General features: G+C 53.5%; 14 protein-coding genes. 6 read left to right on the top strand and 8 right to left on the bottom strand.

What is annotated here, in order from left to right:
- The first annotated feature begins 90 nt into the window (after positions 1-90).
- Positions 91-705, top strand: a complete 615-nt coding sequence (locus EV102420_RS18830) for a GNAT family N-acetyltransferase (RefSeq protein ID WP_042395151.1) — start codon at positions 91-93, stop codon at positions 703-705.
- Positions 706-711: 6 nt separating this feature from the next.
- On the opposite strand, the gene EV102420_RS18825 is transcribed toward EV102420_RS18830, so the two are convergent.
- Positions 712-1,143, bottom strand: coding sequence for a PACE efflux transporter (locus EV102420_RS18825; RefSeq protein WP_042395149.1), 432 nt, complete (start codon positions 1,141-1,143; stop codon positions 712-714).
- 114 nt (positions 1,144-1,257) lie between these two features.
- Here EV102420_RS18825 and EV102420_RS18820 point away from each other — a divergent pair, with 114 nt between their 5' ends.
- From EV102420_RS18820 to EV102420_RS18810, 3 genes are all read left to right on the top strand, one after another.
- Positions 1,258-1,788: a TetR/AcrR family transcriptional regulator gene (locus tag EV102420_RS18820; RefSeq protein WP_042395145.1), complete on the top strand. Its 531-nt coding sequence runs from the start codon at positions 1,258-1,260 to the stop codon at positions 1,786-1,788.
- Between the two features lies 1 nt (position 1,789).
- Positions 1,790-2,737 carry a LysR family transcriptional regulator gene (locus EV102420_RS18815; RefSeq protein WP_042395142.1) on the top strand — a complete coding sequence of 316 codons (948 nt, stop codon included), beginning with the start codon at positions 1,790-1,792 and terminating at the stop codon, positions 2,735-2,737.
- 99 nt (positions 2,738-2,836) lie between these two features.
- Positions 2,837-3,634 (top strand): SDR family NAD(P)-dependent oxidoreductase, encoded by a 798-nt coding sequence (locus EV102420_RS18810; protein WP_042395138.1) that lies wholly within the window; start codon positions 2,837-2,839, stop codon positions 3,632-3,634.
- 58 nt (positions 3,635-3,692) lie between these two features.
- Here the strand turns inward: EV102420_RS18810 and EV102420_RS18805 are convergent, their stop codons facing one another.
- A complete protein-coding gene (locus EV102420_RS18805) occupies positions 3,693-4,103 on the bottom strand; it encodes an ASCH domain-containing protein (protein WP_042395135.1) in 411 nt (136 codons plus the stop codon).
- A gap of 80 nt (positions 4,104-4,183) precedes the next feature.
- Here EV102420_RS18805 and EV102420_RS18800 point away from each other — a divergent pair, with 80 nt between their 5' ends.
- On the top strand, positions 4,184-4,702 hold the full coding sequence (locus tag EV102420_RS18800; protein ID WP_042395133.1) for a phosphoribosyltransferase: 519 nt from the start codon (positions 4,184-4,186) through the stop codon (positions 4,700-4,702).
- A 63-nt stretch (positions 4,703-4,765) separates the two neighbouring features.
- On the opposite strand, the gene ulaA is transcribed toward EV102420_RS18800, so the two are convergent.
- A complete protein-coding gene (ulaA, locus tag EV102420_RS18795) occupies positions 4,766-6,043 on the bottom strand; it encodes a PTS ascorbate transporter subunit IIC (protein ID WP_042395202.1) in 1,278 nt (425 codons plus the stop codon).
- Between the two features lie 199 nt (positions 6,044-6,242).
- Positions 6,243-7,802, bottom strand: a complete 1,560-nt coding sequence (locus EV102420_RS18790; protein ID WP_042395131.1) for a sensor domain-containing diguanylate cyclase — start codon at positions 7,800-7,802, stop codon at positions 6,243-6,245.
- 254 nt (positions 7,803-8,056) lie between these two features.
- Here EV102420_RS18790 and EV102420_RS18785 point away from each other — a divergent pair, with 254 nt between their 5' ends.
- On the top strand, positions 8,057-9,625 hold the full coding sequence (locus EV102420_RS18785; protein ID WP_042395128.1) for a methyl-accepting chemotaxis protein: 1,569 nt from the start codon (positions 8,057-8,059) through the stop codon (positions 9,623-9,625).
- Between the two features lie 232 nt (positions 9,626-9,857).
- Here EV102420_RS18785 and EV102420_RS18780 read toward each other — a convergent pair whose 3' ends face one another.
- The 4 genes from EV102420_RS18780 to EV102420_RS18765 all read right to left on the bottom strand — a co-directional run bounded on the left by EV102420_RS18780 (position 9,858) and on the right by EV102420_RS18765 (position 14,696).
- The gene (locus EV102420_RS18780; protein ID WP_042395199.1) at positions 9,858-10,772 is read right to left on the bottom strand and encodes a bestrophin family protein; all 915 of its coding nucleotides are present in this window, start codon (positions 10,770-10,772) and stop codon (positions 9,858-9,860) included.
- Positions 10,773-11,048: 276 nt separating this feature from the next.
- A complete protein-coding gene (locus EV102420_RS18775) occupies positions 11,049-12,500 on the bottom strand; it encodes a tagaturonate reductase (RefSeq protein WP_042395125.1) in 1,452 nt (483 codons plus the stop codon).
- A 177-nt stretch (positions 12,501-12,677) separates the two neighbouring features.
- Positions 12,678-13,649, bottom strand: coding sequence for a sensor domain-containing diguanylate cyclase (locus EV102420_RS18770; protein ID WP_042395121.1), 972 nt, complete (start codon positions 13,647-13,649; stop codon positions 12,678-12,680).
- A 54-nt stretch (positions 13,650-13,703) separates the two neighbouring features.
- Positions 13,704-14,696 (bottom strand): diguanylate cyclase, encoded by a 993-nt coding sequence (locus EV102420_RS18765; protein WP_042395118.1) that lies wholly within the window; start codon positions 14,694-14,696, stop codon positions 13,704-13,706.
- Positions 14,697-14,746: the final 50 nt, after the last annotated feature.

Raw genomic sequence — 14,746 nt, 5'->3', positions numbered from 1 at the left:
TTGAAAATAAAGCGAATAATCACTTTGAAAGTGACACGCTGGTCTGGGATGATGGCGTTGACAATTGTTCGACTACGCTCAGGAGAAAGGATGAATAACAGCACGCAAACCGTTCCCGTCGGCTACTCAGACGTTACCCCCGGCTGCATCGCCTCGGTCGTCACCTGCCTTGAAATGCGCGAGAAGCCAACCGAGGCTCCGATTCCTCTGCCGGAGGGGTTTTCACTACGGCCGTTTAGCGAGCGCGATCCTGACCTTTACCGCAGCCTTTTCCGCAGGGTGGGCGCAAACTGGCTCTGGTTTTCACGTCTCGTCATGAGCGATGAGATGCTGATTAGCGTGCTGCACAGTTCCAGCCGGGAGATTTACTGCGTTCACCATAACGGCCAGGATGTTGGGCTGGTGGAGCTGGACTTCAGCGAACCCGGCGAGGCCGAGCTGGCCTTTCTTGGCTTAACGCAGGACGTGACCGGTAAGGGCATAGGCCGGGCGGTGATGAGCGCGGCCATAGCGCTCGCATGGGCTAAACCTGTCCAGCGTTTTTGGGTACATACCTGCACCTTCGATCACCCTTCCGCGCTTGGGTTCTATATCCGCTCAGGGTTTACCCCCTACGCCCGGCGGGTAGAGGTGCAGGCCGATCCGCGCCTCAGCGGTCATCTGCCGCTGGACGCCGCGCCGCATGTGCCGCTACTGCCTGCTTGAGGGTATTTAGGTGGCAGGGATCGGTTCGCGCACAAAGAGGCGATCGAAAAGCCAGGTAAAGACAAAAGCGTAAACAAAGAAGAAGGTGATGAGGCCGATCTCCATCATGAACGCCTTCACCAGACCGACATCGTAGTACCACATAAAGAACGGCACGATCAGAATAATAAACATCGTTTCGAAAAGCAGAGTATGCACAATCCTGATAAGAAGCGTGCGTTTCTGAATGTTGTTCCGCTTTTCCCAGCGTTCAAAAAGGGTGTTGTAGATGTAGTTCCAGACAACGGCCACAACGGAGGTGGTCACGGCCACCGGCAGCGAGCTGGCCGCGTCGCCGTGGCTCATGCCCGAAAGCAGCAAGGATGAGAAGAAGATAGCAATCACCTCAAAGGTGGTGACGTAGGCGATCCTGCGGGGGACCGGTTTGAGATAGAACATGGCAAACCTCATGTGCGATGATATGGCCGAAATGTCGTTGATTTCAGACCCTGTAATTAACTGGCTGGCAAATTAACATACGACCGTATTTAAATCAATATTAGGGAGATACCCGTGGCACGACCAAAAACGATAGATCGGGATAGCCTGCTGGATGCAGCGGAGAACGTGCTGGGCCGCGAAGGTGCCGCCGCCCTCTCCTTTGGCGCTATCGCCACGGAGGCTGGCATCTCGAAGGCCAGCGTGCAGTCGGTTTTTGGCTCACGGGAAAAGGTGCTGGATGCCCTGCTGGATCGCTGGCTTAATAAAGAGCAGGAGCGCTACCGCACGCTGCTTCCCGAAAATGCCGATGCCAAAGCGCGACTGCTGACCCACATCAGCGCGACCCAGCAAGAGACGTCAGAGGCCGGGATCAGAACCTTAACCCTGCTGGCAGCCCAGGCCGGGACGCAAAGCGAAAGCATGGTTAACTGGTATAAAGAGAGATTTGGCAACCTTGAGGCCACCGACGAGGCGTCCAGAAAACGGCGAATACTCTATCTGGCCACCGAGGGCGCTTTCATGATGCGGAACATGGTCGGCTTTGAGAGTGGATCCGCGTTCTGGGATGAGGTGTTTAACGACCTCAAGGAATTTGCGGGTTGATATGCCAGTACGTCCAACTACTCGCCTCTCTCGCGCCGATCTGGCCGATCTGAATGCTTTCCGTACCGTTGAGCGCCTGCGCAGCTTTACTCAGGCAGCTGTTGAGTTAGGGATAACCACCTCAGCCCTTAGCCATGCGGTGCGAAACCTCGAAGCACGCCTTGGTGTTAGGCTGCTTAACCGTACAAGCAGAACGGTAGCGCCAACGGATGCAGGAACCACCCTGGCGCGAAGACTTAACATTGGCTTCGCAGAGATTAGCGAAGCGCTGGATGAACTCAATGCTTTCCGTGAACGCCCCGTGGGCCGCATTCGTCTGAATGTGCTCAAAGACGGCGCGCGTCTTGTTGTGGCTCCACTTCTCCCCCGTTTCCTTAAGCGCTATCCGGATGTTCAGGTAGATATCACCATTGACGATCGCATGGTTGATATTGTTGGCGAGGGCTTTGATGCGGGTATCCGCTATGGCGGTACAATCCCTGAGGATTTTGTTGCGGTTAAGCTTGGTACCGACATTAAGTGGGTCGCGGTCGCCTCTCCACGTTACCTGTACCATCATCAGGCACCTGTGCTCCCTAAGGATTTGCTATCGCACTCCTGTATTCAGATCCGCACGGGGCAAGGAACGATCTACAAATGGGAGTTCCGCAAGGGGGACGAGTACCACGCGATAGATGTACCAGGTCAGGTATGCGTTGGCGATACCGTAATGGGCATTGAGCTAGCGCTTGCGGATGTCGGCATAACCTACTGTCCGGAAAAAAGAGTCGAGCGCTATTTACGCAGCGGTGAACTTCGGGTCGTATTATCAGAATGGTCACCGATAGAACCGGCAATGTATCTCTACTATCCCGGCTATCGGACGGTTCCTCAGGGTCTTCGTGAGCTTTGCGACGTATTCCGCGAAGGTATGCTGGAAGATCCGGTCGCTCACAGTGATGAGCCTTGATTGAACACGGCTCATCACACCATTGAAAGCGATTCAACGAAATAGCGTTACTCCTGTGCCAGGCTATCAACTCGTTGCAAACGATAACAGGAGACAGTCATGGCAGCTAAACCCATTGCCCTTATTACAGGCGCATCAAACGGTATCGGATTTGAACTGGCAAAGGTTTTTGCCAAAAACGATTACGATCTGATCGTTGTCGCCCGAGATGAAAATAAGCTTTCCAGAGCGGGTGAAGAGCTGCAAAAGCTGGGCGCAAAAATCTACCCCTACTCCGTAGACTTAAGCGATTATGCGCAGATTGAACAGCTGAAAAAACAGACGGATGAGAAAGGTTTTGATATCAGCGCACTGGTAATTAATGCCGGACAGGGTCTGGGCGGTAGGTTTATCGGCGGCACAGCGCTTGAGAAAGAGCTATCGCTGATCCGACTCAACGTCGATTCCTATGTGCATCTCTCTAAACTTTTTATTCCTGACCTGATTAAACGCGGCAGCGGCGACGTGCTAATGACTTCATCGGTTTCAGGTACGGCCCCAATTCCTTTTGAAGCTATCTACGGAGCGACAAAAGCGTTTGTTAACTCTTTCTTTTGGGCCATCCGGAACGAGCTTAAAGGCAGCGGCCTGAACATGACACTGCTTATGCCAGGCGCAACGGAGACGAACTTCTTTAAAAACGCAGGCCAGGCCAATACGACTGTGGGTGCAGGTAAAAAAGCGGAACCGCAGGAAGTCGCTGAGCGCGCATGGTATGCATTGCGCAGCGGCCATGAGTATGTCTACGGCGATGAACAGGCAGAATTTGAAGGGGATATTCTTAACCGTATGCAAGGCGAAGCGCAGAAAGCCCAGCGTCATCGCCTGATATCGGAGCCGGACTCAGCGAATAAATAATCCCTAACCAAACTGGAATGCTGGGCGGCGCTACGCTTGCCCAGCCTACAAAATCTGCCTAGACCACCTCAACCACTTCAAACTCTTCGGCAACCAGTTCCATCTCTTCCGAGAAGCTCCCCGTCTGCGTAAAGAAGCGCTGATGCTCCGTGCGCCAGTATTCAAGGCTCAGGTCACCTTCCCCCTCTTTACGGGCAAAGGCGTCGTCAACGTCGCAGAATCTCACCAGCCGCAGCGACGTCATGCGAATAACGCATACGGGTTCCTGGTTACCATTGAGAATAATATGGTAGCTGCCTACTGCCGGTGACGCGCTGTCCGCCTGGTATGACGCTAACGAGCCGCACGATGCTGTCTTTTTTCCCTTCACAACCAGGTCGGCCAACTGGTTTGCCAGCTTGACGCTGTCGCCAATGGACCACGCGAGTGCATTGGGATATTTTGCTTGTAAGCTTTCGACTGACGTCACATTTTGTCCTTAATTATTAATCAGATAGTTTGAACTTTGCGATAGAGTGTATCAATAACATACAAGACGGAGGAAGCACAATGGATAACCGTTACATGGGTGAACTGGTTTTAGATGAAATGGCCATTGCCGCAGGCGTAGCGCGCGTCGCGGCGTTGCTCAACGATAATTATCATGATGCCGTGGTGATTACCGTGGTGCCAGGCGGCATTCTGTTTACTGCCGATCTAGTCAGAAAGCTGGAGTTTACGGTGGCGATGGAGACGATATCCTGCCCGCATACGCCGGGCGACCGCAGCAATCAGTCGGCGATTATGTTTCATCCCACTATCGATATTAACGGCAGAGATGTGATTGTTATCGATGATGCCATCGAGTCCGGCGGCACCATGAAGCGGCTGGTAGAGTATCTCAGCACAACCTATGCACCGAAGTCGTTAGCCATTGCCACGCTGTTCGTTAAGCCCGGCAGAATCGATATTCCCTTTAAGCAGTTTTATGCCTATGAGATGGAGAGTGACGATCTGCTTATCGGCTATGGCCTGCCGTGGGAGAACAGATTCCGCAATATCCCTTTTATCTCAAAACTAAAGCGTTAACGTTATCGACTCAGGTTTAAAAGGCAGCCTCTCTTCCCTTAATTAGCTGCCTTTCCCCACAACTTAACTCACGATACGCAGCAGATAATCCAGGATCAGCGATGGCAGCGTAAAGTCGGGATCGGCAAAGGTCACGCCCTGCGCGCCCAGCTGTGAAAAGATCGGTAGCGTCAGCGCTGGCAGCACGCACAACAGTAAGCCATTGATGCTGCTGGCGATCACCGCGCCACGGAAGCCGCCGGTTGCATTACCGAAGATCGCCGCCGCGCCGCCGGTGATAAAGCTCGCCATAATCCCCGGAACGATAATCGGTAGCCCAATGAATGGGAAAAGAAAAATACAGACCAGCTCAATGGAGAAGCTGATTAAAAAGCCAATCAGCGTTGCGTTGGGTGCTTTGGTAAACAGGACCATCACGTCGACTGCCGGTACCGAGCCCGGGGCAAACACGCGGGCAAAACCTTTGAACGCCGGAACAATCTCGGCGGTAAACAGGTTTACCCCCGCCTTCGCCAGATAGAGACCGCAGGCAAAGGTGGCCGACTGTTCAAGAATAAAGATCACCACGTTCTTATCACCGGCACCCGCACCATAGACCACGGTCATCGCGTCTTTAATTTGCGGCTGGGTGGCAAAAATACAGGAGATAAGCAGCAGAACCAGCATGGTTAACAGCGTGGCAATGTTGGGTTCACGAATAAAATCAAACTTACTGCTGATATTAAGATGTTCTGTATCGTTCTGCTTATTACCAAACCATTTCCCCATATAGGAACCCATCACATAGGAGGAGATCGCCGCGTGAGAAATAGCATACTCATTTGAGCCAATGATTTCCCGGCTAAAACGGCTGAGAATAAACGGCGACACGGCCATATAGGTACCGATCAGCAGCGAGGCGATAACAATCATCATCGTGTGGCTGAAACCAAACTGTAGCAGCACGGCGGTGATGGCAAAGGCCATAAACAAAACCAAGTGTAATGAGAGGTAGATAAACTTGAAGCGGGTAAAGCGAGCTAAAACAATATTTAAAATCATAGCAAACAGCAGGATAAGCGCCGCGATAGAGCCTAGCTTATCAATGGTAGCCGCCATAATTGCTTCGTTACTTGGCACGACCCCAACAATATTAAATGCTTTGGAAAACAGCGAGCTAAAGGCCGTCAGCACCTTCATTAAAATGCTGCCGCCTACTTTAATCATTGTAAAACCGATAAACGATAAGAACGTACCGGTAATTAAGCGAGAGATTGATGCTTTTTGAAATAACAAACCCAAGAATGCCACGATCGCGATAATCACCGCGGGCGTTTTCACTAACCCTAAAAGTATATCCATCATTGTGATCCCATAAGGCACGGCTATTTATACAGGTTGATATTTTTCAGCTATGAAAAACGCAGGAGATACTATCACCCTGCGTTACGACCAATCTGTCGCGCCGATCACAAAAGGAAATACTATTTTATCAAAATAGAAATAGCGTTTCATATTAAAAAAGTAAAATAATTTCGTGCACTTTCACCAGTAAGGTTAATTATTTGTGAATATCCGAAATAACCGCGCGGTCACGCCCCGCCATTTTCGCACTATAAAGTGCGGCATCGGCCCCTTCTTTCAACATGCGCGCATCCTCATCGCTGCCACGCGGGATCAGGCTGTAGCAACCTGCGCTGAGCGTCACCACTTTTGTCCCGGTCAGCGACTCATTATGCGGCAGCTGAATGGCGCGCACGGCGGCGACCGCAAGCTCGGCAATGGTAAATGCCGCTTCACGGTCGGTATTCGACAGAATAATCGCGAACTCCTCTCCGCCGTAGCGGGCAATAAGATCGGACTGACGCAGGTTAAGCTTCTGCAACACCTCACCCACCTGACGCAGGCAGTTATCACCGGCCACATGGCCGTAGGCATCGTTGTAGCGTTTGAAGTAGTCAATATCCAGCATGATCAGCGAGACGGGCTTGCCGGTCAGCAAAGCAGCTCTCAGCGACTGGGCGAGAAAAAGATCGAACTGTCGTCGATTTGCCAGCCCCGTCAGGCCATCAGCCAGCGCCATCGTTTGCAGCGTATGGTTGATACTGGTCAGCTCATCCCGCAGGGTGGTCAACTCCGTCTGGTCCCTGACGTTGACCCTCACGACGCGAAAAATGAGCGCGCCCATAATCAGGGTGCCTAACAGCAGCATGGCGTTAAGAACAATATCCGGCAGGCTCTCATGCAGCCAGGTACGCCACAGCGCGGGCTTATCATAACCCGCAGCCACAACCAGCGGGTAGCGCTCCAGGCGAGCGAAACCAAAGATGCGCTCAACGTGATCGATACCCGATCGCCACGTCGCATTGCCGCGATCCTGGCGGATTAGCTCCTGGGTAAAGAGCGGGCTTCGCGAGAGGTTACGGTTGATGACATCATCGTTAAACGGGCGGGCATAGAGTACCGTCGCATCGGTGCTTAGGATCGCCAGCAGATCGCGTTCGCCTAGCTCAAAGTAGTTATAGAAATGGCGAAAGTAGTCAATTTTCACCGTTGCCAGCGCTACGCCATCAAAGCCGCCGGCGGCATCATTCAGCCGCAGCGACACGGGGATAATCAGGTCGCCGGTAGAGCGGCTGCGGATAACGTGCCCAATATGGACGCTGCCGTGACCATTTTTACGATGATAGATAAAATATTCCCGGTCAACGTTATTAGTGATCGCGGGCTGGCGGCCAAACGACGTAGATTTCATGTTTCCCTGTGCGTCGTAGATAAACAGGCCATGCAGCTGCGGCAGGCGCTCTTTGATCTCTGTAAGGTACAGGTTGAATTTCGTCACATCGATGGCCGATACGCCTTCTTGCGGCACGTTCCGGCGGATATCTCTTAGCGCCAGTTCTGATTGCAGAAAGGTATCTTCCGCCTGTCGCGCCTGGGAAACAGACAGGTTAATGGCGTTGCGTTCGCTCTCCTCAACGGTGCGCTCCCAGGAACGGTTGAGCGTCCAGGCGCTGGTGGCCACACCCGCTATCAGCAGGCCCGCCATAAAAAGGGAGAGGCTACGCCCAAGAGAGGAGTTTAACGCCAGCGCGTTTGAAATTCGGTTCCCGACTGTCATTGTCACTCCTCTACGATTCCTTCACTTCAGTAAAGCACATAATTTTGCGACTTAAGAGCGGATTAAGACAGATGCCCTATTGCAAACTGTTTACTCTTATTCAACACCCTGTTCATAAAAATGTAAAACAAAATCAAAATTGCGTTTCGGATAATAAAAAACATCAATCTATGTGATACAGATCAACTATTTAGATCAATGCTTTTCCGATATCTGCCGTTATTAGTCATACCTATCTCTTCTAAGACTTCACTATGAAAAAATTTGCGCAGTCTACGGTTTTAACCAAACTCTTAACCGGTTTCTCAATTCTGATCGCCATGATGCTGCTGCTGGGCGTTGTCGCTATCTATCAGCTCAACGTCAGCAACCAGCACATCGATAAATACCGTGAAAATCGCCTGCCCGGCGTGCGCTACTCGCTGGAGATGCGCGGCGTGCTGTCGGAGATGCGGTTGCAGCAGATCCAGTACATCAATTCCCCTACCGCTCAGGAGCGTGAAAAGCACCGGCTGGAGCTGCTGCAGAACCAGGATATTTTCCTCAATGCGCAGAAACACTACGCCGCGATTGCCGATGCTCTGCCGGACGAGATGCGGGCGCTGTTCGGCCAGGTGGTTGAGAACTTCACGCACTTTGTCGACGTCAACGGCAAGGTAGTTGAGGCGGTAAACGCCGAGCGACTCGACGAAGCCGCTAAAATTAGCGGTGCCGTCTCTGCAAAATACCGCACGCAGTTGATGAAGGATCTCGCTACGCTGGTGGATATGGAGATCGCTATCGGCAACAAGGCGGGTGAAGCCTCCGCGCAGGGCTATCAGCGTGCGCTGTATCTGCTCTCGGGCCTGCTGCTGCTGGCCCTGGTGGCGACAGGGTTTATTGCGCTGTTTATTTCGCGCAACCTCTCCCGCCAGCTGGGGGGCGAACCGGCCTATGCGGTGGATATTATGCAGCAGATTGCCGCTGGCAAGCTGAATACGGATATTACGCTTAACGCCAACGATCACAGCAGCCTGCTGGCCACCATCAAATTTATGAACGGCAGGCTGGCAGAGATTATCAACGGTATCATTCATGGCAGCGAGTCTATCTCGCTGGCGGCCAGTGAAATTGCGATGGGCAACAGCGACCTTTCCCAGCGCACCGAAGAGCAGGCTGCCTCGCTGGTGCAGACCTCGGCCAACATGCAGCAGATCACCGAAAACGTGAAGAGCAACGCCGAGAATGCGCATAAGGCCAGCGAGCTGGCGCGTCAGACCTCGCAAACGGCGGTGAAAGGCGGTAAAGAGGTTCACGATATGCTCATGCGGATGCATGAAATTTCCGACAGCTCACAAAAAATCGTCGACATCATTGCCGTCATTGAAGGTATCGCCTTCCAGACCAATATTCTGGCGCTGAACGCGGCGGTTGAGGCAGCCCGTGCGGGTGAACAAGGTAAAGGCTTCGCCGTCGTAGCAGGTGAAGTGCGCAACCTGGCGCAGAAAAGCGCCGATGCGGCAAAAGAGATTAAAACGCTGATTGACGGCACGGTGAGTAAAATTACCGAAGGCTCCCGCTATGCCGATACCGCTAGCCGGGCAATGGAAGAGATTGTGAGCTCGGTAAATGAAGTGACCGGGATTGTGGCAGAGATCTCCTCCGCATCGAACGAACAGCACCAGGGGATCCGCGAGATTGGCGTTGCCATTGAGCAGATGGATCAGGTGACCCAGCAGAACGCGGCGCTGGTAGAACAGGCGGCGGTGGCCGCGACCTCGATGACCGAGCAGAGCGAGCACCTGCGTGATTCGGTGCGTTTCTTTCAGCTGCGGATGAGCTAGCTGCGTAAGGCGCGAACCCTCAGGGGCAAAACTGCCCCTGAGAACGCTCTGGTTTGCGACAGGCCATCATTACAAATAGGGGTTACGGGATCTCGCTCACAAACGAGAGATCGTAGGCGGTTGCAAACAACGCAACGCAGGCAATCAGCACAACAACCATCTGAATTACTCTTTCCATCGTGTTTCCCTCCTGGCGGTTTAACCAGCCTGCAACGGGCGCGTCCGGCTTTCGCTACGTAAGCTGGTAATACTTATCAGGCAGTATCTTCGCGGGCACAACGTTTTCATCATTCATCTGCAGCAGATCTATCTCAATCGCATTGCAGATGGCATCCAGCGGTAAATCGTTATCTTCCACGCCAAACGGATCTTCCAGCTCTTCGGCTAAGGTATCCAGCGATATAAAAGTATAGGAGATAAGTACCGAGACGAAAGGCGTCATGTAGTGCAAATCTACAACCAGCGCAAAGGGCAGCATAATACAAAACAGGTAGACGGTGCGGTGCAAAATGAGCGAATAGGCAAACGGCACCGGCGTAAAGGCGATGCGTTCACAGCCGGAGAGTACCGCCGAGATATCGTTCAGTCGGTTGTTCATGCTGTGATAGAGAATGTCAGACAGCCCGTTCGGCCCGCGCTGCGCGGCCAGCCACTCCCCCATCATTAACAGAAGCTGGTTAGCTGGCGAGTGGGCTTTCATCACCCGCGCCAGTTCGCTGGGCGAGAGATAGTTAGCCAGCGTTCCCTCCAGCGGTTTGCGCCGCAGAGTCAGGCGCAGGCAGTGCGCGAAGGCAATCAGCAGTAGCACAAAGTGGTGACGCCCTTCCCCCGCTGGCAGCGTGGTTTTGACCTCGCGCAGCAGCGAGCGGGAGGCGATCATCAGTTGTCCCCAGAGCACCCGCGCTTCCGTATAGCGGCTGTAGCAGGCGTTATTACGAAAACCCAGGAAGATAGCCACGGCGATACCGAGGATGCTAAACGGTGCCACGGTAAGCCTGAACCCCAGCGAGCTATACCAGGGCAGCATAAGAATCACCGCCACGGAGAGCATAAAGTTAAGCAGCAGACGGGAGTAGATTTTGGGTAGCACCGAACCATGCCAGACGAAGATACGCGCAAGCCAGTGCTGATGAGGACGAACAATCATGGTTATATTCAGGCATATGAGGGAGACGCGGTTATTAAACGTGATCGCCATCACGGTTGCAAGTTTGCTGCAAAAATGTAGTGGGAATTGTTTGCTGCTAGACGATTGGCTGTGTTGATGCTGAAGTTACATAAATAAAAAGAATATATGTATGTTGTAACTATTGATGTAGCAAATAAATACCGGGCGGCGCTGCGCTTGCCCAGCCTACAGATCGCATTAGACCGTAGGCCGGTGCAAGCAGCGCGCCGCCCGGCGTTTACAAAGACACATCAATTAGCAGAGCGGCTTCACGGCCTCGCGCATGCCACGCAGCAGAATGGCATCCAGATCCAGAGAGACCTGCTCTACCAGACCGCTGACCTGGGTCAGGTCCTGCTCCCAGTGATCGCTAACGGAAAGCACGGCTTTGACCAGTTCACTGGTGCTAATCTGGCGATCGCGGTGCTGGCTCCACAGCTGCTGGAAGCGTTCGATCCAGTGGGCATCATCCTGTACCGGGAAGCTTTCGCCGTTACGCTCGCCGCGATAAAACGCAATCAGAGCCGCAAGAGCAAAGGTCAGGCGCGCCGGCAGCTTACCGGTCGCCTTCTGCCCTGCCAGCAGCTGCGGCAGAATACGCGTGCGGAACTTGGTCATGCCGTTCAGGGCGATGGAGAGCAGCTGATGCTTGATGTACGGGTTGCGGAAACGACCCGTTACGGCGCTGGCGAAGGACTCCAGCTCATCGCGAGGCAGATCCAGCACCGGAATGATCTCTTCGTAGATCGCTTTTTCAACGAAGGCGCAGATTTCACTGTCGTTCATTGCCTCGCCCACGGTGTCCAGACCTGCCTGGAATGCCACCGGGACTAACGCCGTGTGCGCCCCGTTAAGAATGGCCACCTTGCGCTCTTTATACGGCTTGATGTCATCTACGATCAGTACGTTCAGCGGGTATTTGTCGAGGCGCAGCTCGGAAGCCAGCGATTTCGGCCCCTGAATAACGAACAGATAGAAGTGCTCTGCGGTATCGAGGAAGCCATCGCGGTAGCCCAGCTCGGCTTCGATTTTCGCCACTTCATCACGCGGATAACCGGTTACGATGCGGTCAACCAGGGTTGAGCAGAAGGCGTTGGCTTCGTTCAGCCACTGAACAAACGCGGCTGGCAGTTCCCACTCGCTAGCGTAGCGCAGCACCAGCTCACGCAGCGCGTCGCCGTTATAGTCAATCAGCTCGCACGGAATGATGATCCAGCCTTTATCCGCCGCGCCGTTAAAGTGAGTGAAGCGTTCGAACAGCAGACGGGTCAGCTTCGCCGGGTAGCTAACGGCAGGCGCGTCATCAAATTTATCGCCCGCGTGGTAGCTGATGCCCGCTTCAGTGGTATTTGAGAACACAAAACGGATCTCAGGGTTCTGCGCCAGCTTGAGGAACTCATCGTAGTGATCGTAGACGCTGATTTCACGGTTTACCGAACGGATCAGACGCGCATCGCTCACCGCTTCGCCCTGCTCGTTCAGGCCACGAATGATGGTGGTATAGAGGCCATCCTGCGTGCTCAGTGACGGCGGGAAATCACTCTTAATCGGGCGAACGATAACCACACCGGCGTTGAGATCGGTGTGCTCATTAAGCAGATCGATCTGCCAGTCGACAAATGCGCGCAGGAAGTTCCCTTCGCCAAACTGAATGATACGTTCCGGATAGGTGGCTCCGGGAAAATCGCGACGGTTTATCGTGTTCACAATGAGTTCCTTTTTGATTAGTCATACAACCTGGGAAGATTGGTCCAATAACTTACCAGACTTTACGACCATGAAACCCTGTTTTGATCAAAATGAGACGCCCTATTCGCGTCAATTATTAAAACGAATATAAATTTGTGGGCGTCATCACATTTTGTCGGCTTGAACGGTAAGCGGCTAGCTGTTTTTGTGCGCGTTTTTCTCTTTCATGGCATACATCTTTTCATCCGCAGAGGTGATCCAGCTGGACAGGTCTGGATCGCTGTCATGATCGTATTCGCTCACACCCCAGGAGAAGTTCAGCTGCCACGGTTTACCACTTGTCAGATTGAATACCTCGGCCTGCTCAACAAGGTGTTGCATCGCGATCCACGCACCTTTCTCATCGGTATCCGAGAAAAGAACGGCAAACTCGTCGCCGCCGTAGCGGATCAGCAGATCGGCTTCGCGAAAGCTGTCGCGCAGCAGATTAGCCATAGCCTGCAGCGCGTTGTCACCCTCTTCATGACCGAAGGTGTCATTAATGTATTTAAACTTATCGAGATCCAGCCAGGCGAGGGTGAGCGGCTCGGCGCGACGGCGGGCGCTGGTGATAGCGTATTTGCCAAGGTTATTGAAACCGCGGCGGTTAAACAGGCCGGTAAGCTCGTCGGTAGTAGCAGCACTAATGGCAGCGAACTCATCTTCTACGATGGCGGCAAAGTCCTTCAGCACCGCGATCTCGTCAGGGGTAAAGCCACGCGGCTCGGGCGCAACAAGACAAAACGATCCCACTCTTAAGCCGTCAGGCAGTTGCAGCGGATAGCCAGCGTAGAAGCGTATGTGCGGCGGGCCGACCACGAGCGGGTTATCAAAGAAGCGTTCGTCCTGATGAGCATCCAGCACCACCAGCGGCTGAGGGCTCAGGATCGCATGGCCGCAAAAGGAGATGTCACGCAGCACCTGTCCGTTGGGAATGCCGTTGCAGGACTTAAAATGCAGCGTATTGCTGTTAACGAGGCTAATCAACGCAATGGGGACATCGAACATGCGTTTTGCCAGCCGGGTGAGCCTGTCAAAACGTTCATGCGTACCGGAGTCCAACAGCCCGGACTCATTAAGCGATGCCAAGCGCTGTTGCTCGTTTTCAGGAAGTTGAGGAGTCTTCATAACGGGCCTTTTTCACTAATCAAAACCTAAGCTTAGCGCATCTAGCCCATTTGGTCAGTGGGCGTAGATCCGGTTCTTACCCGCGCGTTTGGCGCGATAGAGCGCGTCGTCAGCGGCTTTTAGCCAGTCGGTGGTGGTTTCCATATCCTCGGTGGCGTTGGCAATGCCGATGCTGAGCGTACAGCGGAACGTCGCGTCCTGGGCTACCATCATCACGGCAGTGGCATCCATGATACGCGTGGCGACAACCAACGCCTCTTCCGGTGACGTATTCGGAAGCAGGATCACAAACTCGTCGCCCCCCAACCGCGCCGGGGTGTCGGTATTTCGACTGGCGACGTGCAAAATTTTAGAGACCGTCACCAACAGCGTATCCCCCACCTTATGACCGAACCGATCGTTCACCTCTTTGAAGTTATCGATATCAATAAACATTAAAGATGAAGCGTGGACGGCGTCACGTAGCTTCTCTAGCTCATGCTGGATGCGCTTTTCCAACAGACGACGGTTGGCAATGTCCAGCAGCGGATCCATCATCGCGATGCGTTCCAGCTCACGGCTCTTGTGCCGCAACTTGATAGCGATGTTATCCGTCAGCACGCTCAGGGCCAGCACGTAGATAGCAATAAGCGGTAGCGTGGCAAGCAGCGTACGCTGGGTGACAACAGGCTCAAAGGCCATGCCCTGCGCCAGCCAGGCGGCGGCGAATACCGCTAGCATGGTCGCGCCAGCCTTGCGCATCAGCGCAATACCGCCCGCCGCAAGGCGATCGGCAAGAAGAATAGTGGCAATCACCACGGAAGGAAGCGGATTCACCGCCATCATGGCGATCCAGAAACCGCCTGCCGCCCCGTCTACGATCAGGTTGTGGTGTTCACAGGTGAGCGGCTTTTGCGCCCGCCGCGCGCGCAGAAAAGCGCAGGTGGGCCAGACAAAGGCATTAACGGCCAACAGCACGATAAGCCAGCGCGGCTGATGCTGCTCCAGCAGCACGGAAAGGATCGGGAAAAAGCAGAGCAGCGTCCCGAGCATACGCATCAGATACATCCGTCTTACAAAACGCTTGCCGGTGATCTGTTCACTTCGTTTGAGCTTAA

The sequence above is a fragment of the Pseudescherichia vulneris NBRC 102420 genome (assembly GCF_000759795.1).
Taxonomy (GTDB): domain Bacteria; phylum Pseudomonadota; class Gammaproteobacteria; order Enterobacterales; family Enterobacteriaceae; genus Pseudescherichia; species Pseudescherichia vulneris.
Note: the sequence above shows the minus strand (reverse complement) of the source record. Positions and strands in the feature narration are given on the sequence as shown.